Annotated in this window: 18 protein-coding genes; 5 read left to right on the forward strand and 13 right to left on the reverse strand. The window is 61.5% G+C overall.

Features of this window, described 5'->3' with window-relative positions:
* Positions 1 to 95 precede the first annotated feature (95 nt).
* Entirely contained in the window at positions 96 to 1,499 is a 1,404-nt protein-coding gene (locus KUW18_RS17545) for a Na+/H+ antiporter NhaC family protein (RefSeq protein WP_222485230.1), read from the forward strand.
* A 150-nt stretch (positions 1,500 to 1,649) separates the two neighbouring features.
* On the opposite strand, the gene KUW18_RS17550 is transcribed toward KUW18_RS17545, so the two are convergent.
* The 11 genes from KUW18_RS17550 to speB all read right to left on the reverse strand — a co-directional run bounded on the left by KUW18_RS17550 (position 1,650) and on the right by speB (position 13,756).
* A complete protein-coding gene (locus tag KUW18_RS17550) occupies positions 1,650 to 2,216 on the reverse strand; it encodes a DUF805 domain-containing protein (protein ID WP_222239100.1) in 567 nt (188 codons plus the stop codon).
* A gap of 691 nt (positions 2,217 to 2,907) precedes the next feature.
* Positions 2,908 to 3,474: a DUF805 domain-containing protein gene (locus KUW18_RS17555; RefSeq protein WP_222239101.1), complete on the reverse strand. Its 567-nt coding sequence runs from the start codon at positions 3,472 to 3,474 to the stop codon at positions 2,908 to 2,910.
* A gap of 84 nt (positions 3,475 to 3,558) precedes the next feature.
* Positions 3,559 to 4,104, reverse strand: a complete 546-nt coding sequence (locus KUW18_RS17560; protein ID WP_222561999.1) for a DUF805 domain-containing protein — start codon at positions 4,102 to 4,104, stop codon at positions 3,559 to 3,561.
* Positions 4,105 to 4,552: 448 nt separating this feature from the next.
* Positions 4,553 to 6,001, reverse strand: coding sequence for an aldehyde dehydrogenase family protein (locus KUW18_RS17565; protein ID WP_206944066.1), 1,449 nt, complete (start codon positions 5,999 to 6,001; stop codon positions 4,553 to 4,555).
* A 17-nt stretch (positions 6,002 to 6,018) separates the two neighbouring features.
* Positions 6,019 to 6,759: an MBL fold metallo-hydrolase gene (locus KUW18_RS17570; protein WP_206944064.1), complete on the reverse strand. Its 741-nt coding sequence runs from the start codon at positions 6,757 to 6,759 to the stop codon at positions 6,019 to 6,021.
* Positions 6,756 to 7,532 carry a carbon-nitrogen hydrolase family protein gene (locus KUW18_RS17575; protein ID WP_222562000.1) on the reverse strand — a complete coding sequence of 259 codons (777 nt, stop codon included), beginning with the start codon at positions 7,530 to 7,532 and terminating at the stop codon, positions 6,756 to 6,758. Before KUW18_RS17575 ends, KUW18_RS17570 begins: the two co-directional genes overlap by 4 nt.
* A gap of 3 nt (positions 7,533 to 7,535) precedes the next feature.
* Entirely contained in the window at positions 7,536 to 8,861 is a 1,326-nt protein-coding gene (locus tag KUW18_RS17580) for a purine-cytosine permease family protein (RefSeq protein WP_222164096.1), read from the reverse strand.
* A 204-nt stretch (positions 8,862 to 9,065) separates the two neighbouring features.
* Positions 9,066 to 10,685: a 5-guanidino-2-oxopentanoate decarboxylase gene (locus tag KUW18_RS17585; protein ID WP_222562001.1), complete on the reverse strand. Its 1,620-nt coding sequence runs from the start codon at positions 10,683 to 10,685 to the stop codon at positions 9,066 to 9,068.
* Positions 10,682 to 11,308 (reverse strand): HD domain-containing protein, encoded by a 627-nt coding sequence (locus tag KUW18_RS17590; RefSeq protein ID WP_222164094.1) that lies wholly within the window; start codon positions 11,306 to 11,308, stop codon positions 10,682 to 10,684. The genes KUW18_RS17585 and KUW18_RS17590 overlap by 4 nt, the downstream gene beginning before the upstream one ends.
* Before the next feature lie 18 nt (positions 11,309 to 11,326).
* Complete coding sequence (locus KUW18_RS17595) at positions 11,327 to 12,712, reverse strand: YjiH family protein (protein ID WP_222562002.1); 1,386 nt, start codon at positions 12,710 to 12,712, stop codon at positions 11,327 to 11,329.
* A gap of 93 nt (positions 12,713 to 12,805) precedes the next feature.
* Positions 12,806 to 13,756, reverse strand: coding sequence for an agmatinase (gene speB / locus KUW18_RS17600; protein ID WP_224852151.1), 951 nt, complete (start codon positions 13,754 to 13,756; stop codon positions 12,806 to 12,808).
* 236 nt (positions 13,757 to 13,992) lie between these two features.
* Here speB and KUW18_RS17605 point away from each other — a divergent pair, with 236 nt between their 5' ends.
* Entirely contained in the window at positions 13,993 to 15,531 is a 1,539-nt protein-coding gene (locus KUW18_RS17605) for a sigma-54 interaction domain-containing protein (protein WP_261396767.1), read from the forward strand.
* 29 nt (positions 15,532 to 15,560) lie between these two features.
* On the opposite strand, the gene KUW18_RS17610 is transcribed toward KUW18_RS17605, so the two are convergent.
* On the reverse strand, positions 15,561 to 16,073 hold the full coding sequence (locus tag KUW18_RS17610; RefSeq protein WP_222562003.1) for a DUF805 domain-containing protein: 513 nt from the start codon (positions 16,071 to 16,073) through the stop codon (positions 15,561 to 15,563).
* A gap of 595 nt (positions 16,074 to 16,668) precedes the next feature.
* Between KUW18_RS17610 and KUW18_RS17615 the strand changes: the two genes are divergently transcribed.
* From KUW18_RS17615 to KUW18_RS17625, 3 genes are all read left to right on the forward strand, one after another.
* Positions 16,669 to 18,057 (forward strand): YfcC family protein, encoded by a 1,389-nt coding sequence (locus tag KUW18_RS17615; protein ID WP_222562004.1) that lies wholly within the window; start codon positions 16,669 to 16,671, stop codon positions 18,055 to 18,057.
* 8 nt (positions 18,058 to 18,065) lie between these two features.
* Complete coding sequence (locus KUW18_RS17620) at positions 18,066 to 18,770, forward strand: DUF1028 domain-containing protein (protein ID WP_222562005.1); 705 nt, start codon at positions 18,066 to 18,068, stop codon at positions 18,768 to 18,770.
* A 71-nt stretch (positions 18,771 to 18,841) separates the two neighbouring features.
* Complete coding sequence (locus tag KUW18_RS17625; protein ID WP_222562006.1) at positions 18,842 to 20,095, forward strand: allantoate amidohydrolase; 1,254 nt, start codon at positions 18,842 to 18,844, stop codon at positions 20,093 to 20,095.
* A gap of 48 nt (positions 20,096 to 20,143) precedes the next feature.
* Here the strand turns inward: KUW18_RS17625 and KUW18_RS17630 are convergent, their stop codons facing one another.
* Complete coding sequence (locus KUW18_RS17630) at positions 20,144 to 20,890, reverse strand: FadR/GntR family transcriptional regulator (RefSeq protein ID WP_206944047.1); 747 nt, start codon at positions 20,888 to 20,890, stop codon at positions 20,144 to 20,146.
* Between the last annotated feature and the right edge of the window lie 299 nt (positions 20,891 to 21,189).

Below are 21,189 nucleotides of genomic sequence, written 5' to 3' on the forward strand. Positions count from 1 at the left end.
TTTCTTTCTTTTCATGACGCCTGGCAATGCAGGACGGCAAAGGTGCGTGCTGGCCGGCGTTGATAAACGCTTTACCCATCCTGAGGATTCTAATAATGACAACATCCACTACGACTCCATCCTTATCCTTCCGAGGGGGCACCCTCGGCGCCCTGGCACCACTAATCCTGCTGGTGGTGGGGCTGGTCTACCTATCGGTATTCGAACGCGCTGGAACCAAGCCGTTCTGGGCCTGCGCCTGGGTGGCCATGGGCGTCGGTCTGTTTCTCTGTCGACAGCGCACCGCTTATTGCGACAGTCTGCTCAAGGGAATGGGAAACTCCACCGCAACGGCGATTATCGCGCTGTGGCTGCTGGCCGGTGTATTCGGCAAGTTGATGGCCGCGGGTGGCTTGATCGATGGTTTGATGTGGCTAGGCGCGTCCATTGGTGCAGAGGGGGCCACCTTTACCCTGATTGCCTTCGCTATGGCCATGGTATTTGCTCTCGGTACGGGGACGAGTACCGGCACCGTCATTGGCCTGTCACCGGTGCTGTACCCGGCGGGGGTGATGTTGGGAGCCGACCCGTCCATGCTGGCGGTGGCGATCCTGTCCGGTGCTGCCTTTGGTGACAACCTGTCTCCGGTGTCGGATACCACCATCGTCTCTTCCTACACCCAGGGTGCCGAGATCGCCGATGTGATCCGTACCCGGCTGCCATTGGCGCTGTCGGCAGCAGGCATATCCATGGTGATCTTCATGCTGTTCGGCGCCAGTGGTGAGGCGTCTTCCGCAACGGCCGAGGTGCCGACCGGCCATGTCTCGGGACTGGTCATGCTGATTCCGCTGGCGGCGGTGGTGGTGTTCGCGATGAAGCGCCGCCATATTGTCGAGGCGATGTTTATCGGCAACCTGGTGGCCATGGCGTGCGCCCTCGGTATCGGTGCCATCGGCCTTGGTGACCTGTTCTCGTTGCCCCAGGCGCGGGGCGAGAGCACCGGGCTGATCGAGAATGGCATTGCGTCGGTGACAGGCGCCGTTCTGTTTGCGTTGATGGTGCTCGCGCTGACGCAGGTGATCCTGGATACCGGTCTGATGGAGCGCCTGCTGGATAGCGCCAAGAAGAAGCTGGTCAAGGACCGCGCCAGTGCCGAGACCAGCATCGTTGCGGTGACCATCGCGGCGTCTACACCGCTGTCGGCCAATGCTCCGGCGCTTCTGTTGGTGGGGCCGGGGCTGGTCAAGAGTCTGGCCCAGCAGTTTGGTATCTCCCCGGCCCGCGCCGCCAACCTGATGGACTGTGCGGTATGTACGGTGTTTTTCCTGCTGCCCTGGCACATCGTGGTAGCGGTGTGGCAGGAGGTTATTGCCGCGACTGCCGTTCAGAATGGTGTGGCAGCGCCGTCGGCGTTTGCTTCCTTCTTCACGCCTTACCCCTGGGCCATGCTGGTGGTGCTGGCGCTATCGATCTGGCTGAGGAAGCGCCGGGCAGGGGCGGATCTCGCCGCGACCGCCTGACTCAGGACGCTGCTGCAGCGATGAAACCAAAAAGGCCCCGACGTTATCGTCGGGGCCTTATCGCTATGGGGGCCGGCGTGTCATCGCTTGCATCATTTATCCAGCGCTTTCTGCGTTAGCAGAGTCGACGGGCGGTGAAGCCAACCATGCTCAAAGCAGCACCCCGAGAGGAACGAAAAAAGGCAGAAGGATAAGACCGAGCAAGCACCAGAACAGCGTCATACCGGAGGATGTCGGTGGTTCAGGCGCTGGACCATACCGGTTCTCACCACTGGAGCCCTTGACGCAGTAGAGCATGATGAAGATTGCAAGATTGACCAATGGAACCAGAGCGAGAAGTAGCAGCCAACCCGATCGATTCTGGTCATTCATGCGGCGTTTGGCTTGAAGAGTCCAAAAGACGGTGAGAGGTATCGAGAGCACGATCGTTACCAATAGTACTGTACCTAGTATTGCTTCTGCTGCTGCTGATTGTGTAGTCACCGCGTAAGCCACAGCGCCTATGTAGGGCCCGTTGACGATCAGAGAGGCCAATGTGGTGCGGTTAAAATAGGTGACCCGACCGATACGGCCACGTGTGGACCACCATCCCGCCTTTTTCTTGGAATCGTGCTGGCTCATAGCTGAGCCATGCTCCGAGTCGGTATTGGAGACTGGTGGGTGGGATGTTTCAGACGTTGTCTGTGGCGAGGTTACCTTCTCTTGGTCTGTAGACATGTGGTCAACTTCCTTGAAGTCGGGTGGGTCTTACATACGACTCGCCGCAGAGGTGTCGGGTGGTGGCGAGGGGGGGGGCCGTGGTCACCGTGTGGCGTTAAGGTGCGCTGGCGCGTATTGCATGATGGCGACGAACAACGCGATGTGGGCTATCAGCAAGTACCAGAAATGGCGTCGCTCGGAGCGAGTCGGTGGTGGCAATATGGCCGAGCTATGGATAATGGATAGCGTTTGAAGCCATGGAGCGATGCGTGGGATCACGACGGCGTAGCTGAAATCTTAGCGAACGTTAATGGTTGTCGGAATAGGAATTGTCTCACATACTAACTCTACTCAGAAGAAGGTGCGTTATATGGTTTTCTCACTGCTGAAACCTTGGTGATAAGTGTGCCGCGACCCAGGGTCGAAAAAAGACATCTTCATAACGTTAGGGGAAGGTGATGGCTTGCGGAATAGACGATCTCTCCTGGGTTCATAGTATATTCGAAGTACTTTGCACCACCCGGTGGAATGAGGAGGGTCAGTGCCGGTACCCTCCCTACTTTACCGACCAAAGTGAAGCAGATCATGGGTTACCGACAGCTGACTCAGACCCAACGATACCAAATCCACGCCCGCCATGACCCAGTCGGCGGCATCGAAATTCTTCATCTTCCAGGGACGCATTGATACGCCTAGTACGTTAATTTCTCTATGAAATCTTGGAATACAATACCAAGCTGCCAATTATCAGTATTGTCAGCGATATCCAGAATATGGCCATATCGTCATCGGCCGGAGCGGCCGGAGCTTCCCCATAGCGATTTTCGCCTTCTGTCCCCTTCCCAAAGGTTAGCACCCAGGCGAGGATTATGTTGACGATAGGAATCAGGAGAAGAAGAAGTATCCAGCCAGAACTATCTATGTCGTTTGTTCGGCGTTTGCTTTGTATCAGAGAAAAGATAATCCACGGAATGCCAACTAAAACTTGAAATGCTGTAAATGCCTGAGATGTGGTATGGTCTGATGGATAGTACACATTCATACTCATCAGGTACAGGCTAACAGAGATAGCGTAGTATGCGAATCCTGGAATTGCCGTTCGGTTAAAATACGTGACTCTGCCGATGCGTCCATGTGTGGACCACAATCCTGCCTTTTCTCCGGTGCCGTGCTGAGTTATGGCAGAGCCATGTTCCGAATCGGCATTGGAGACTGGTGGGTGTGGTGTTTCAGGCATTGTCTGAGGCGAAGTTGTCGTAGCTTGCTCAGTGGTCATATGATCAGCTTCCTTGCAGTAGGGTGGGGCGAAGATACGACTCGCCGCGGAGATGTCGGGCGTTGGCGAGGGGATTAGCCGTGGTCACAGTGTGGCGTTAAGGTGCACTGGCGCGTATTGCATGATGGCGACGAACAACGCGATGTGAGCTATCAGCAAGTACCAGAAATGGCGCCGCTCGGAGCGAGTCGGTGGTGGCGGCGCGGGGCCAAATCCGTTGCTTCCTGGAGTGCCGCGGGCAAAGATGATGGTGCAGATTAGCCACACATTGACAATAGGAAAGACGGCCAAGATTAATGTCCAACCGGACCGGTTCTGGTCGTTGAGGCGTCGTTTGGCTTGAAGGGCGACGAAAGCGCCGAGTGCAAGAGAAAAAACAAGATACATGGAACCGATGTAGAAAAATATCTCTAGTGTCATAACGTCTATCGACAGATAGCCGAGTAAGAATGGCAGGTATGAGACGACGTTGTAGATGAGTCCTGCCATCAATGCACGATTGCAGTATTGAAGCCGTCCAATGCGGCCTCGGGGCGACCAGAGTCGGTTACGGCGATGGGCAACATGGTAGAGCGAAAGTGGGGGATGGTGGGACATCGCTGAAGATGATAATAAAGGTAGTTTCCTCATGTTCGCCTCTGCATAGCCAGTAGTCGATAACTTTGTCTTTATTCTTGTTTTCTACCTGCCTTTATTTATTTTTGTCATGCGTTGTCATTATTGTCGTTCGTCGGATGTGATGGCTGTTAGTCCACTTGAAATTATGCGCTGGAAAAACTATTTATTATCGCGGAATGTAGGACGCTACTCTGGCTGCCACCGCTTTATGGCCACGATTTAAGCAATAACTAATAGACTGTGGAAGAGGCGTTCTCTTACGAACTAAGCCTTTTGGAAAACTACCCGAGTTGGCATATTTGCCCGTCATTCAGGCTTGCTCGTCGCCGAGGCACGATCACCGACGAGGGAGTCAAACGCCAACGCTGCGGTGTAAGCCGTGCGAGCCCCCCTGCTGGCAGGCGCCAGCAGGGGGGCTGAGGGTGGGGATCTATGGGTGAGGGGATCTACAGGTGAGGGATCAGCCGGCGGGACCAATCAGATGCTTGACCTCGAGGTAGCCGGACATGCCCCAAGGTCCCAGTTCACGGCCAATGCCGCTGGCGCCAAAACCACCCCAGCTGGCTTCGGGCATGACCAGCTGCTCCGAGTTGTACCAGATACTGCCGGCACGCAGCGCGCGTCCAACCCGCTTGGCGCGGTCGACATCTGCAGAGATCACGGTGGCGGCAAGTCCGAAGGCGCTGTCGTTGGCAAGCGCGATCGCCTCGGCTTCGCTGTCGACGCTGCGCGCGCACAGCACTGGGCCGAAGATTTCTTCACGCCACAGGCGGCTGTCGGTCGGCACGTCCCGGTACAGGGTCGGGGCGATGAACTCGCCCTGAGCGGGCAGGTCGCGGTGGCGGCCATCGCGCACGACGGTGAGGCCTTCCTCGCGGGCTATCTCAAGATAGCGCTCCACGGCTTCACGCTGTCGGGCACTGGTCATCGGTCCCATGTCGGTGCCTTCGACGAGTGGGTCGCCGAGGGTCAGGGCATCGATCCGACTTGCCAGTGCCTGATAGAGGGGCTCTGCCAGAGACCGATGCACGATCAGGCGTGATGTGGCGGAGCAGATCTGCCCCGAGTTGAAGTAGATCCCGGCCATGACCCAGTCGGCGGCGGCATCCACATCGGCGTCATCCAGTACCAGAATCGGCGATTTGCCGCCCAGCTCCAGAGAAACGCCTCGCACGCCATGGGCCGCGGCCTGCATCACCTTTTCGCCGACCACGTTGCTGCCGGTGAAGGACAGCTTGTCGACTCCCTGGTGGGCCGACAGGGGGGCACCAATGCCCTCGCCATCACCCAGCAACAGGTTGAGTACCCCGGCGGGAAGCTTGATGTCGGCGGCGATCTCAGCGATGGCCACTTCGGGCAGCGGGGTGACTTCGGAAGGCTTGAACACGATGGTGCAGCCCGCCGCCAAGGCGGGAGCGATCTTCCAGGCGCTGGTGACCAGCGGGAAATTCCAGGGCGTGATCAGACCCACGACGCCGGCCGGGTCCTCGTAGAGACGCGCGTCGACCCCTTCCATGGCATGGTCGACGAGGCGGCCCTGGCGGTCTTCCAGAGCGCGTGCCTGGGTGGCGTAGTAGCGATAGCAGGCGATGGCATCGTCGAGGTCGATGGCGGCTTCGGCCAGGGCCTTGCCATTATTGGTCGAAGAGATGCGCATCAGCGCTTCCCGGCGGGACGTCAGGGCCGCGGCAATGGCCTCCAGGTAGTCCGCCCGTCGATGCCCCCCCAGCTCTTGCCAGGCCGGAAGTGCCGCCCTGGCGCTGGCCACGGCGGCGTCGACGTCGGCGGCATCTCCCGCGGTGATTTCGGCAATCTGGGTCTGGCGGTAAGGGTCTGTCACGGCCAGGCGGCGACGACTATGGCTGTCGACCCAGGTGTTGTTGATGAACTGTTGTGTCAGTTGTTGCACGAAAGGGCTCCACAAACTCAGGAATGGCGACGCAGCCAGTCGTCGATCAGCGCGTGACAGCGTTCGCCGGAAAAACTGGGAAAATGACCACCATGAACCGTGCGGATGGGCAGACGGCGCAGGCGTTCCAGGCTCCTGGCGTAGTCATCCAGGTCGCTGTGATAAGCGTCTTCGATCAGCTCGCCATCATAGAGGATATCGCCACTGATCAGGGTTCCCGTGGACGCCTCCCACAGGGCAATGCCCCCCGGTGAGTGACCGGGAGTATGCACCACCTCGAGTTGACGGTTGCCCAGGTCGAGAATGTCGCCGTCCTCCAGAACCTCGATACGCGGTGGCGTTGGAATGCGATATCCACTGTGGGCGTAGGGCGCCGGCGGTAGCTCATCGAACATGGCGTCGTCGAGGAAGGCATCGGCCAGGGTGCGGCGGTTGTCGGGACTCGCCAGGATATCGGCTTCGGCGCGATGCACGTGGCAGCAATCGAACTCATGGGCCGCACCGATATGGTCGAAGTGGGTGTGGCTCGCCACCGCCACAATCTCGCGTTCGGCCAGCAATGCCACCCTCTCGCGAAGCGGCACGGCACCAAGGCCGAAGTCCACCACCAGGTCACGCTCGCGACCTCGCAGGTGCCAGATATTGCAACGGTAGAACGGTTTGATCGCAGGCTCATCGATCAGGGTGATGTCGTCACCCATGCGCTGAGTACGATACCAGCGGTCGGCGCTTCCCCTGGGCAGGGTAAAGCCCGTCATTGGCAGTGTCCCTTCAGCGGGCGAAGATCCTTGAGGTAGTCCTGGTGAACGCGACTCTCATGGATACGTTCGAGATCCAGGTCGACGACCAGCACGGCGGCATCATTGCCGAGCCGGCCCAGCACCTCCCCATCGGGGCCAGCCACCAGGCTGTTACCACAGTAATGCAGGGTGTCCTCGACGCCTGAGCGATTGATACAGGCGACAAAGCGCTGGTTATCCATCGCTCTGGCCCTGATCTGCAACTGCTGGCGGTCTGCATTGGGCACCATGTTGGCGGTCGGTGACAGAATGACCTCCGCTCCGGCCTGGGCCAGGGCCCTCGCCATTTCCGGAAACTCATTGTCGTAGCAGATCATCAGCCCCAGCTTGCCGAGGCGAGTGTCCACGACGCAGAGCTCGTCACCCGGAGCAAAGTACCGGTGCTCGCGGTCCCACAGCTGGCGCTTGTGGTAGCAGGCAAGCTGGTGGCCTTCGTCATCGAGCAGTACCGCTGAATTGGTGAGGCGGCCGTCGGCCTGGCGCAATGCCAGGCCGAACAGCACATGCAGATGATACTGGCGTGCCAGCGACGCCACGCGATCGACCAGCGCTCCCTCGTCGGCCAGCTCATCGAGGCGGTCAAACACGTTGTAGCCGGTGAGTGCCAGTTCCGGTAATGCCAGGAGGTCGGCGCCGGCGGCTTCGGCTTGTCGGCACAGGCCCTCCAGGGCACTCAGGTTGGCTGCGATATCGCCGGTAACAGGATCCGTCTGGGCCAGCATCAGGCGCATGGGTCAGTCTCCTTGCAGAACGAAACGTCGGCGGGTGAACAGCACGCATCCCAGCCAGTAAAGGCCACCGGTGATCACGAACACCGGCAGTGAGGCACCGATCGACAGCGGGGCGACCAGGGTCCAGTAGGCCGCCAGCAGGGCACCCGCCAGGTAGGCGCAGATGGCGATGGTCGCCGTCGGCCGACCGAGCTGGCGCGGCGAGCGCAGCAGCTCGGCAGTGTAGCCTTCACGGCCGACCAGGTAGTAGTCGACGATCATTACCGAGAAGGCGGGAATGAACAAGGCGCCGATCAGCAGCAGGAAGTTCTGGAACTGATCGAGGATGCCGGGAATCAAGGCGCCGAACACGGTGACCACGCCAATGACCAGCGCCGGCTTCCAGAATGCCATGCCGGGAGAGACGTTCATGCAGGACAGGGTGGCACTGTAGACCGCCATGACGTTGGTGGTCATCACCGAGAAGAAGATCACCAGCGCGGCCGGCAGACCAAAGCCGAAGCCGGATAGCAGGCGAGTGGGGTCATAGGTCTGCTCCATGCCGCCGAGCACAGACAGGCCTGACACGGCAGCGCCCAGTCCCATGGCAATCATCGACGCGCAGACATAGCCACCATAGGTGCCAAGTACGGCAATCCGCCCGCTCTTGCAGTTGCGGTTGTAGTCGGCAGAGGTCGAAATCCAGGAGAACGCCGTCGCCACCACGATATCGAAGGCAATGCCGAGGGTAATACCGTTGCGGGATTCGACGGGCATCTCGAACAGCGCGCCGACGTCATAGTGCCGGTTGAGCTGATACACCACGCCGGCGGCCAGTACCATCATGGCCAGCGCTGCCCAGCGCTCGATACGCTCGATACCCAGGTGGCCGCGCAATACGATCAACACCACGATGGTCTCGCACAGTACGGTCATCAACGGCAGGTTGGAGTAGCCGGTGGTGGTCTCGATGGCGTAGTTCAGGCTCATGCCGGCCAGCAACGCCTGGATCCAGCTCCAGGCGATCAGTACCGCCATGTTCACCAGGCTGATGATCTTTGAGCCGGTAGGCCCGTAGGCGCGACGGCTCAGAGCCATGGAAGGAAGCCCTGTCCGTTGGCCCATCAGGCCCACCAGCAGCAGCGGTATGGCCCCGATCAGCGAGCCGATCAGGACCCAGGTCATGGCCACCGGAAAACGCAGGTCGGGGACCAGCAGCATGCCGGTGAGGATCGTGGTCACCACCACGTTGGCACCGAGCCACAGGGCGAAGGTGGCCGTGGCCCCCATGCTCTTGTGCTGGTGTTCGTCCAGGGTGTCGTGGCCAATCAGCCGCTTCAGCGCATTCATAGAAGATTCCTTTATGGTTGTGATTATGGTGGTGACTACCTTGGCAGACACCGGGTAGTGCGACCCGTGCAAGGGCTGGTCGGTGGCAGACGACGGGTGATGGCCACGTTGACCGAACAGCGCCTATGGGGTGGCCCGCCAGGGGGGCGGGCAGGGAGCCAATAGCCCCCGACGACCCAGACGTGTCGACGGGGGCGCGGGACATCAGTGTTCGCCCAATGCATCGTTCCAGGCTGCTGCATCGATCTCGATCAACATCGGCCCATCCTTGGGACGATGCTCAAGAGCGCGCGCCAGCCCCGCGGGGTTCCCGACTCGGGTGGCGGCGCAGCCGAAGCCGGCGGCCAGGGTCTGGAAGTCCGGTGCCTGGATATCGACGCCCAGGCGGGTGACGCCAGCGTTATCCATGAAACGGCGGATTTCTTCGTAGCCCTGGTTGTGCCACAGCAGCACGATCACCGGCAGGCGCTCTTCGACGGCACAGGCAAGCTCGGACAGGGTGAACATGATGCCGCCGTCGCCGACGAGCGCCACCACGGGCAGCGACGGTTGGCCGAGGCAAGCGCCCATGGCGGCGGGCAGGCCATAGCCTAGAGTGCCGTAGCCGGTGGAGGCATTGAAGAAGCGGCGCGGCGCATCCTGGCTGACCAGATGGTTGGCCGCATAGGTGGTGGCGCAAGAGTCCCCGACCAGAATGGCGCCAGGAAGGTTGTCACCCAGGGTGTCGAACAGCGGCACGTAGGCGCGGAAGGCCGGATCCGAGGTGAGGGACAGCGCTTCCAGGGCGGCACGGGTGCGGATGTGGCCGTCGCGTTTGAGCGAGCGGCTGGCAAACCGGCCCGCCAGTGCTTTCAGACTCTCGCTGGCATCGGCGACGATGGCCAGGTCAGCATGCTGATTGCGGGCCAGCTGTTGCGGGTCGAGATCGATGCGGATCAGGCGGCCACCCAGCTCGAAGCCATCATCGAACACCACATCGTAGTCCGTCTCACCCAGCTCTGTGCCAATCGCCAGCACCACATCGGCGTCTCTTGCCAGTTGCCGCACGGCGGGCAACGAGGCGTTGGCGCCGAGGTCGAGGGGATGGTCACGACCGAGCAGGCCCTTGGCATTGATGGTAGTGACGGTGGGGGCATCCAGCGCGTCGACCAGCTGACGGGCCGCCTCGGGGGCATCGACACAGCCTCCACCGAGCAGGACCAGCGGCTGGCGTGCCTCGCTTAACCAGGCTTCGGCCTGGTCCAGCGCATCGCTGGCCGGGGCTGCCTTGCTGATGATCGTGCGAGTGGTGCTGCCAGGGGCAGTGACCGGCGCATTGAACAGGTCGATGGGAATTTCGATATGGACGGGGCCCGGGCGAGCACCGTCGAACACCGCAAAGGCGCGCGCCAGGGTTTCCTCAAGGCTGTCGGGATCGAGCACCGTGTGGCTGAAGCGCGAGACGCCAGCGATCAGTTCGCGCTGGCCAGGCAGCTCATGCAGGCGCCCCTGGCCGCGGCCCAGGGTGTCACGGCGATTGACGCTGGAAATCACCAGCATCGGCACCGAGTCTGCCAGCGCCTGTCCCATGGCGGTCGCGATGTTGGTCATGCCGGGACCGGTGATGATGAAGCACACGCCGGGCTTGCCGGTGGAGCGTGCGTAACCATCCGCCATAAAGCCGGCACCCTGCTCGTGGCGCGGCGTGACGTGGCGAACGCCGCTGTCGTTGCCGCCTTCCAGACCGCGATAGAGTTCGATGGTGTGGACGCCGGGGATACCGAAGACGGTGTCCACGTCGTAGGTATCGCGCAGCAGGCGAATCAGCAGTTCAGCGCAGGTCATACGGTGCTTCCTTGGGACATGGGGGGAGTGAGGGCGGGGTCCGGGGCCAGCGAGTAGGGCACCCGAGCAAAGATCCGCCGAACCATGGGCTCGAAGTGCGATAGCGGCAGCGTGTCATAGTCCGGGTCGAACGAAGGACAATCCCAGTCCCGGCAGAACGCCTCGCAGTCGGCGAACCAGGGGTGACCGCGGAAGCGCTCCCTGGCGTCCTTGTCGCCACCGACCTTGTCCCAGTAGTAGTGGCCCTGGAAGACATCGTGGTGCTGAATGATCCAGTGGGTCTTCTCGCTGACGAAAGGGCGCAGGATCGAGGCCGCATAGGCAGCGTGGTCGAACAGTGCTAGCTCGTCGCCGATATCGTGCAGCAGGGCAGCGACAATCATTTCTTCATCGGCACCGGCGCGCTCAGCGCGGGTTGCGCTCTGCAGACAGTGATCGAGCCGGCTGATCTGGTAGGGCTGGTGACCCTCGCCCAGGCGGGCAAGGGTCGTCAGGATGGTGTCGGGAAGCCCCGCCAGGTAGTCAGCGTCGTGGGCGGCGATCAGCGCCCAGTCCTCAGCAGTGCTTTCATCGATGCGGGTGAAGGCCGCCTTGCCGGCGGCCTGTGAGTCGTTGGAAGTCATCTCGGGTTTTCTCCCCTGTCAGCCCACCAGCCAGTGGGCCATGACGACAATGATCGGCAGCGTGATGGCGGTGCGCAGCAGGAAGATCACGACCAGCTCCCACAGCTTGAGGGGGATCTTGGACTTGAGCAGCAGCGCGCCGATTTCCGACATGTAGATCAACTGGGTCAGCGACAGACAGGCGATGACAAAACGCGTCAGCTCGCTTTCGATATCGCTGGCCAGTACCGCCGGCAGGAACATGTCGGCGAAGCCCACCAGGGTGGCGGGAGCCGCAGCCTCGGCTTCCGGCAGACCCATCCACTCCAGCACCGGCACCATCGGCATGGACAGCCAGGTAAACAGCGGCGTGAATTCCGCCAGCACCAGCGCGACGGTGCCGATGGCGATGACCAGCGGCAGCAGACCGAAGAAGATATCGGCCACGTTGAACAGTGCCAGGCGGGCAAGCTTGGCCGGTCCCGGAGCGGTTTCGGCGCGGGCGACGGCAATGCCCAGGCTGTAGCGCAAGAGGCTCTGGTTACTGGTGTTCTCTTCCTGAATCTGGCAGCCCACGGGCTCGTAGTAGGTATTCGCCTTGCGCGACAGCGGCGGCAGGCGAGGGATGATGACTGCGGCCACCAGACCTGCCACGACCACGGTCAGGTAGAAGGAAATGAACAGGTGATTGATGCCGATGAAGCTGGTCACCAGCAGCGCAAAGGCGATGGAGACGATGGAGAAGTTGGTGGCGATGGCAGAGGCTTCGCGAGCGTTGTAGTAGCCCTGCTCATACTGCTGAGTGGTGATCAGCACGCCTACGGTGCCGGAGCCCATCCAGGACGCCGTGGCATCGATGGCGCTGCGGCCGGGCAGGCCAAAGATCTTGCGGAACGGAGTGCGCACCATGGAGCCAATGAACTCCATGAAACCGAAGTCGACCAGGAAAGGCAGCAGGATGGCGGCGAAGAAGAAGAAGGTCAGCAGCACCGGCGCAAGGTCGTTGAGCATCACTCCGCCAGTGAAGGAGGCGGTGATCATCTCGGGCCCGACCTGGAAGTAGGTCATCAAGGCAAAAAGGGCGCCCAGCGCGCGCATGACGACCCACAGCGGCGCGATGTCGAACAGCTCTTTCAGGGCACCTTGGCTAGCCCAGCCGGGCTTGGTCAGCTTGACCAGCAGCGTCAGCACCAGCGATAGCGTGAGTACCACCGTGGCAATGGCCGGCAGCGCATCGCCAAGCGTGGCCTTGAGCCAGTCGGCGGCCAAGCCCATGCCGATATTGATGGTGTCGCCTACGGAGAAAGGTACCAGGAACAGCAGGATGCCGATCACAGACGGGATCAGGAACTTGAGCAGACCGTGGGTGCTTAGCTTGCCCCCTTCGGTGGTGATCTTGTCGGCAGAGTGCAGATGGGAAGACATGGGAGGGTCACTCTTTGATGTTGTAGTGTTCGGCGCTCCTTAAGGAGCGCCTCATAGGGACGAACCAGGGCCTCTCCCTGGCCCTGTCAACCGTCAGTCACGGCGCTTGACGCCGGGCAGCACGCACAGCATTTCATACAGCAGGGTGGCCCCCATCAGCGCGGTGTTGCCGCTGGGGTCGTAGGGCGGGGAGACCTCCACCAGATCACCACCCACAATGTTGAGCCCCTTGGCGCCGCGCACGATTTCCAGGCCCTGGGCCGAAGTCAGACCGCCCATTTCGACGGTGCCGGTGCCCGGTGCGACGGAGGGGTCGAGGCCGTCGATGTCGAACGAGATGTAGACCGGGCCATCGCCCATCTGCTCGCGAACCTCCGCCATCAGGGGCTCCAGCGACTTGTGCCAGCACTGCTCGGCCTGCACTACGCGGAAGCCCTGCTGGCGGCACCAGTCGAAGTCCTCGGCGGCATAGCCGGTGCCACGCAGGCCGATCTGCACCACACGGTTGGCGTCCAGCAGGCCTTCTTCCTGAGCCCGGCGGAACGGACAGCCGTGGGCGACTTCTTCACCGAACATGTGCTCGTTGACGTCAGCGTGGGCATCGATGTGGATCAGGCCAACGGGGCCGTGCTTCTTGGCGATGGCGCGCAGGATCGGCCAGGTCAGCGTGTGATCGCCGCCCAGGGTGAGCGGCACACAGTCATGGGCCAGTACCTGGTCATAGAAACCGGAGATGATGTCCAGGTTCTTCGGCAGGTTGAAGGTGTTGATCGGCACGTCGCCGATATCTGCCACCTGCAGGCTGTCGAAGGGCGCGGCCCCCGTTGCCATGTTGTAGGGACGCAGCATGCGCGACTCGTCGCGAATCTGGCGCGGCCCCAGGCGAGTGCCGGGACGGTTGGACGTACCGATGTCCATGGGAATGCCGATGAAGGCTGCATCGAGCCCCTGGGCGCTATCCTGAGTAGGCAGGCGCATCATGGTGGCTGGACCGCCGAAGCGAGGCATTTCGTTGCCGCCGAGGGGTTGGTTGAAGTCGCTCACTGGAACTCCTGACATCGCTGATGAGGTCACCTTGGCCAGACGACTGGCCAGGCATGCATAGGTTTGTTTAAGCAGGAGGTGTGCCAGTTCTGCGATTGTTATACTAAAGGCGCAAAAAATGTGCACGAAGTTGCCGTACACGGAGCGATATCCGGGGCTCGTTGATTCACTATTGAATCAATGGCAGGGCTGGCCGTGATACACTTTTGCATCAATGATGCGTTTATGGATCGCCGATGACTGACGATGCGCTGATACTTAAGACGATTATCGACACGGCGCACGATCACTTCTTTATCGTCGCGCCCGATGGCCATATACGGGACGTCAGTCCCGGAGCGGCGGCGGTCTACGGCATGTCCTGTGAAGAGCTCTGTGCCACCAGCGTGCAGCGGCTCGAAGCGGAGGGCGTGTTGACGCCGTCGGTCAGTCTTGAAGTCATTCGCACGGGCAAACCCACCCAACTGGTGCAGCACACAGGCACCGGGCGGCGGGTGATTGCCCAGGCACATCCGGTGTTTCAAGGCGAGCGCCTTATCGCCGTGGTGAGTCGCTCCATGGACTTGACCGACCTGCAGCTGTTGCAGCAGGAGTACGCGCTGCTGCAGCGACGCTTCAGCGAGCACTTGAGACGCGGTCACGCGATCGAGTCGGAGAGTGGCCTCCAGGGTGGCTTGCAAGAACAGGAGCTGGGGCATCTCGAGGTCAAGAGTCAGCTCATGGGCGAGGTGGCGCTCTTGCTCAAGCGTGTGGCCCCTACCGACGCTACCGTGCTGATGTTAGGAGAGTCAGGGGTCGGCAAGACGGCGTTCGCTCGCCAGCTTCATCGCTGGAGTTCACGCAAGGAAGGGCCGTTCATCGACGTCAACTGCGCCGCCATCCCTGAGAGCCTGTTCGAGTCCGAGATGTTTGGCTACTGCCAGGGCGCCTTTTCCGGAGCGGCCCCCGGTGGCCGCAAGGGGCTGATCGAGCAGGCTGAGGGCGGCACGCTGTTTCTCGACGAGATTGGTGAGCTGCCGCTATCGGTGCAGACCAAGCTGCTCAAGACCATCCAGGACGGCAGCATCACGCGACTAGGGGACCGGGCGCCCCGGCGCGTCGATTTTCGTCTGGTCGTCGCCACCAATCAGGATCTCTCGGCGCGGGTCGAGGAGGGACTGTTTCGACTGGATCTCTACTATCGGCTGAATGTCATTCCCGTCACCCTGCCGCCCCTGCGCGAGCGGCGAGAGGATATTCCGGGCCTTGTCGAACGTCAGCTTGCGCGGCTCAACCGGCGCTACGGGCGAGACAAGATGCTGGCACGGGACGTCTGGCAGGCCCTGATGGGGTGGGAGTGGCCCGGCAATGTGCGCGAACTGGAGAACGTCATGGAGCGGGCTTGGCTCGCCAGTGACGATGTGATTCAAGCACGCGAAGTGCTGCCCAGCAGGCAGGTGCCCGCGGCGGCCGCGCCGGAAGCATCGGGCCAGGTGACGTCCCCGACATTCTTCCCCTCCGCGGTTGCTGCTGGCGCGGCCACGGAGGAGATCGGGCGTGCCTCCGACGACAGCAGGAGCGTGACGGGCTCGAGGAATACGGCGGAGGAGCTCTGGGCGTCGCCAGGCAGGGGCGACGGGGAGGGTCTGAAAGAGACGCTTGCCCGGGTCGAGCGAGAGATTCTGGCGGACTGCTGCCGAACGCTGTCCAGCACTTACGCCATTGCCGAGCGCCTGGGGATCAGCCAGCCGAGCGTGGTGCGCAAGCTCCGCCAGCATGGGCTCAGAATCGGCTGAGCGGTGCGTGGTCGGCGATGGTACCGCCGTCAGAACAGGAAAAAGCAGCTGACCCAGATGCCTACGGTAAGCAGCGACTTGACCGCCATCACCCCTTGATGCCCCCGCTCGCGCTCACCATGCTCATTGATGGTCGTTTCGCCGGGCTGCATGACCAGGACCACCGTCAGCAGGAGATTGGCTCCTGGGAACAGCAGCATGACGCTGCAGTGGCCGCGCTGGCCCACATCATGCAGGCGGCGAACACCGTGCAGCACCAGGGGATATACGCTGACCAGTAGCCAGCCTGCCCCCACCAGCAGTCCCCCTGCAGAGACGCTGTCGTGGAGGTCGGGAGCGGTGATGATCAAGGCCCATAGACCTGCGTAGTAGCAAGAGAGGGCCAGGATGGCGTTGAGGCAGAAGTCAGCCCGACTTTCGCGTCCGCTGATGCTGTCGAACCAGTAGCCGGGCAGGCCCGGACGTGGGTCCAAGGGGTGGCGGGGCACGTTGGTACAAGACGCCACATCATCTTGAAGAGTGGAAGCAGTAGGTCGTTGCATCGGCGGATCGTCCTGAGGTTCCTGTACGAATGTCCTGGGCGAGTTTCCTGTCTGTAGTGCCTATGCGCCGACAATGCGCAAGGGCGGAACGAACGTATGAGACTTGCTGCCATGTGCTGATGTGAATCCTACCGAGTTTCGCACTGTGACCAGATAGTCGATGGCGCAAGTTCTAGTACGATCCGCGTAAATCGTGCTGGTTCATAAGGATGATTCGGATCACCCCTGCGTAATTGTTAGGTGCTTGACGGAGAGTTGTGCAAGGGTGTCAGGCGCGTTCTGCGTTTTTTCTTTGTGTATTTGCTAGTTAGAGCAGTTTTTGTAGGCGTTATGCGCCTCAATCAGAGTAGTTTGGCAAAGGCTATGCTGCGACGTTACGCCACCCCCTAGGATGATGGTCTGAAGCTTGGACGTCCGTTCCTCGCACTTCGCCTTTACATCGCACCCGGGCGATGATCTTGACCCTCTATTTATCATGATAAATACTGTGGGGCATTGCCAGGCCGCAGCCCCGCGGCCTGCCTGCTTTTGCTCCTGGTCTGCAGCCTCCACTGCGGCCGTCACCCCTTCTGTCCCACATAACAAGGACAACCTGATGAGTGTTCGTGATCAAGCGCTTGCCGAGCGCAAGAAATGGTACAGAACAGTGCCTGACCCGATGGTGCTGATCTTCTTGATTCTTCTGGCAACCTTCGCGCTGACCTATATCATTCCCGCCGGTGAGTTCGAGCGAGTGATGCAGGATGGGCGTACCCGGGTCGTGCCCGACTCATTTCACTACCTCACTGACGTGGCCGCGATTTCGCCATTCGATATCTTTGTCGCGATTCCCAAAGGCCTTAACGCGGCCTCGCTATATCTGTTCATCGTCTTCATCGCAGGAGGGCTCTTTCATATCCTCCAGCGCACTGGCGCGCTCGAGAACGCTATCGGTGTAGCGGTCAATCGCGTCGGTATCGAGCGTCGCAATGTCATTATTACCGCCGGGACCTTTATCTATGGCTTTTTTGGGGTGGCCGTCGGCTTTGAAAACAACATTGCGCTGGTGCCCATCGCGGTGCTCATCGCCAGCGCCGTGGGCTGTTCCAGCCTGGTTGGCACCACCATGGCGGTGGGCGGTATCGGGGTCGGCTTTGCCCTGTCTCCGATCAATCCCTACACCGTCGGTGTCGCCCAGGGCATCGCCGAGCTGCCGACCTTCTCCGGTGCCTGGCTGCGGGCCTTGCTGGTGGTCACGTCACTGGCCTTGTTGTCCTGGTACATCTGCCGCTTTGTGACGCGGATGGAGTTTCGTGAACCCAACGATGCCAAGGCCATGAGCAAGTCCCTGGATGAGTATCGCCTGAGTGGTCGCGACAAGTGGACGCTGGTGGTGTTTGTCGGCGGCCTGGCGGCCATGCTGGTCGGTGTATTCACCCAGGGCTGGTACATCAACGAGATCGCCGGCATGTTCCTGCTGATTGCGATTGTGATCGGTATCGTCAATGGGCTGTCGGCCAATGAGATCGTCAAGCAGATGATGGAGGGCGCGTCGGGAGTCACCGCAGGAGCCCTGGTCATCGGCCTGGCAGCATCCATTCAGGTGATCCTCAAGGAGGCTCAGATCATTGACACCATCGTCTATGGTCTCAGCGGACTGATCCAGAATATTCCCGCTGCGCTGTCGGCGATCATGGCCAGCGTGGTGCAGGGGGCAATCAATCTGTTCGTGCCCTCTGGCTCGGGTCAGGCCCTGGTCACCATGCCGATTCTGATCCCGGTGGCAGACCTGGTCGGCATGAGTCGTCAGCTGATGATTACCGCCTTCCAGGTCGGTGATGGCCTGACGAACCTGATCGTCCCGACGTCCGGTGGCACCCTGGCGATGCTGGCCCTGGGCCGCGTTTCCTACGAGCAGTGGCTGAAGGCGATTCTTCCGTTCATGGCGCTGGTCTACGTGCTGTCCTGGGGTGGTCTGGTGCTTGGCCACATGGTTGGCTACTGAGCCATCCCATGACGCTATCGTTACTGCACGTCAATCCAGACACTGGCACGGTGGCGGCCCTGACCGCCACCGGAGGCGTGGCGGTAGGGGGCTACGTCCATCATGCCTGGCGGGGTATCGGCGCCTGCGCGACCCAAGGACGTGTGACCCATCCCTGGTATCCGGAGGGTATTCGCCAGGCGCTCGCCGATGATGTTCGCGCTCAGCAAGCCCTCGACGATCAAGTCGTTCAGGACCCGCAAGCGACCTTGCGTCAGTGTCTGGTGATGGATCGCTATGGAACGTCGGCGCTTCACAACGGTGCCGACAACGGAGCCGTGGTCGCATCGTGCCACTACCCTGGTGTAGCCGCGGCAGGCAACCTGCTGGCGGATCGGCGTGTCGTCCATGCGCTGTGCGACACCTTGCTGTCGTCCAGCTGCCGCAACGCCGGGGCGGTGATTGCCGCTGGCGCGATGCCGGTGTATCGCGCGGACTACGAGCGTTGCCTGCCCGAAAGCCTGGTGGATGCGCTGGAAGCGGCCTTGGGGTGTGGCGGTGATGTCCGCGGCACGCGCTCGGCGGCACTGCGCGTCGAATCCTTTCACCAGGCCCCTATCGACCTGCGCATCGACTGGTGCGAAGGGGACCTGGTCGGTGAGCTGCGCGGCCTGATACGTCGTGTACGTGAGTCGACGTTTGCCGACTTTCTGGCGGCGATGCCCCGGCGCTGATGCCTCAGCCTGACTTCCTCTTTCTTCTTCTCTGCAAGTGACTACCCACAAGACGCCTCACAGGAGATGTCATGCACCCCGATTGTGAACCGTTGGCCCTTGGCCAGCAGCTACTGGAGCGACTGGATGCCGCGGCGGAATGCTCCGAGCCTGGCCCTGGAGTGACGCGCCTATTCTGTTCCAACGAGCATCGTCAGGTGCTCGAGATCATCGCCGAGTGGATGCGCCGCGCCGGTCTGACGCCTCAGCTTGACGCCTCAGGCAACCTGGTCGGCCGTTGCGACAAGGCCAGAGCCGGAGCGCGAACCCTGATCATGGGGTCGCATCAGGACACGGTGGTAGAGGGCGGCAAGTACGATGGAATGCTGGGCGTCGCGCTGCCGCTGCTGGCGCTGGAAACTCTGAAGCAGCAAGGGATCGAGCTGGATTACGGGGTCGAGGTGGTGGCCTTCGGCGATGAGGAGGGGACCCGCTTTCAATCGACGTTGATTGGTAGTCGCGCCCTGGCCGGCCGCTTTGACCCGACCAGCCTTGAGGCGCGCGACGCCAATGGGGTGAGTCTTGGCGAGGCGCTGAAGGCGTTTGGCGGAGATCCGGAACAGATAGCGTCTTTGGCCAGGGACCCGGAGACGGTGCTCGGTTTCGTCGAAGTGCATATTGAGCAAGGTCCGGTGCTGGAGCAGAGAGACCACGCGCTTGGCATAGTGACTGCCTTGACCGGGATCGAGCGACATCGGGTCACGGTGGGAGGCAAGGCCGGACATGCCGGAACGACGCCGATGCCAGGACGGCGTGATGCGCTGGTGGGTGCGGCCGAGATGATCGCGGAGGTTGATCGTATCCTCAACGCCACCGAGGACTTTGTCGGCGTGGTGGGCAAGCTTGAGGTGCGCCCCAATGCGGTCAACGTCATTCCGGCAGAGGTGACCTTCACCCTGGAGCTACGCTCGCCCCGGCTGGAGGTTCGAGAGCAGGGGCGTGAGGCCATTCTGGCGGCCTGCCGGCGATTGGCCAGTAACCGCCAGCTGGCCCTCGAGATCGAGCAAACCTATCAAGCCGAGGCCGTGGCGTGTGCCGATGGGTTGATGCAGTCGCTGCACAACGCGTGCCGTGACTGTGAAGAGCCAGCAGACACGCTGTTCAGCGGCGCTGGCCACGATGGCTTGGCGATGTGCGAGCTGACCGATATCGGCATGCTGTTCGTCCGTTGCACCGATGGTCTCAGCCACCACCCGGACGAGGCTATCACGGCAGCCGATGCTGGGGCCGCGACGCAAGTGCTGATGCGCTTCCTCGACAGGCTGTCGGCGGATGTCTCGCGCTGATGGCTGTGACGCGTCCGTGCAGGCCTTTATGCAATGGTTCCCAAGGCCTCACTCACTGAGGAAGCCCCTGGTGACCTGGGCTTCGTTGCCTTGCATGATGCCCTGGGCCTCCAGCAGATGGTCGCGCATAAGGGTGTGAGCGCGCGTTGCATCACCCGCTTCGATGGCATCCAGAATCTCGGCGTGGTACTGGCATCCGGCAGGCCCTATAGGGTGGTCCCCTGGCTCATAGAGTCGGCGGTACACCGTGAGGTCTGACAGCACCTGAGCGGTAAAGCGGATGATGAACGCCAGCAGTGGATTGCCGCCGGACAGCTGCGCCAGCTCCTGATGAAAGTCGAGCGAGTCGATATGCTGCTGGCGCTCTGCGTGCATGTCTCCGGCGGGGGTGGCATAGCTGTGAAGGGACTCGCGCAGGCGAGCGATGTCGCTGGCGCCGACGTTGCCCGCCAGCGATGCCACCATTTCCGGCTCGAGGGCGAGCCGAATCTGGTAGATGTCCCGGACCGAGATGTCCTTGAAGTAGAGATAGTGGCTGAGCAGCGAGATGGCTCTGGCCTCGCTCATCTGACGGATAAATACCCCACCGCCAGGGCCAGTACGGGTTTCCACCAGCCCCTGGGCTTCCAGCACCCTGATGCTTTCTCTGATCGTGCCCTTGGAGGCGCCCAGCAACGCCATCAACTCTGCTTCGCCCGGGAGACGGTCGCCGGGAGACAGCTCGCGCTCGACGATCCAGCCCTTGATGGTTTCTGCCAGTTGATAGGGACGTCTGCGGGAGGAAGTTCCGGCCATCGTGTCCTCGCTTGAAGGGTGTTGCGCCAGCATACCAGAGCCTGGGCGGAAGACGATTGATTGACGTGCCTCTCGCCGGCGCTTGGACGGCACGGGCTTTGCCGCCTTCGCCTCGGGGCCGCCGGGGCCTGCCAGAGACTGCCAGGGATGGCGGCTGAGACAGGGGGACATCGACTTACAGTAGCTGGTCATTGTGACTGATATGGCGTCAGCAGGTCGCTGTGACAGGCTAGACCCATGCGCTGAGCAGATCTTGACGGGCATCTTCGGCGGGTGTTGGCGATAATGATCTGTGCAGG

This window comes from Halomonas sp. DP5Y7-2 (assembly GCF_019802025.1).
Classification (GTDB): Bacteria; Pseudomonadota; Gammaproteobacteria; order Pseudomonadales; family Halomonadaceae; genus Halomonas; species Halomonas litopenaei_A.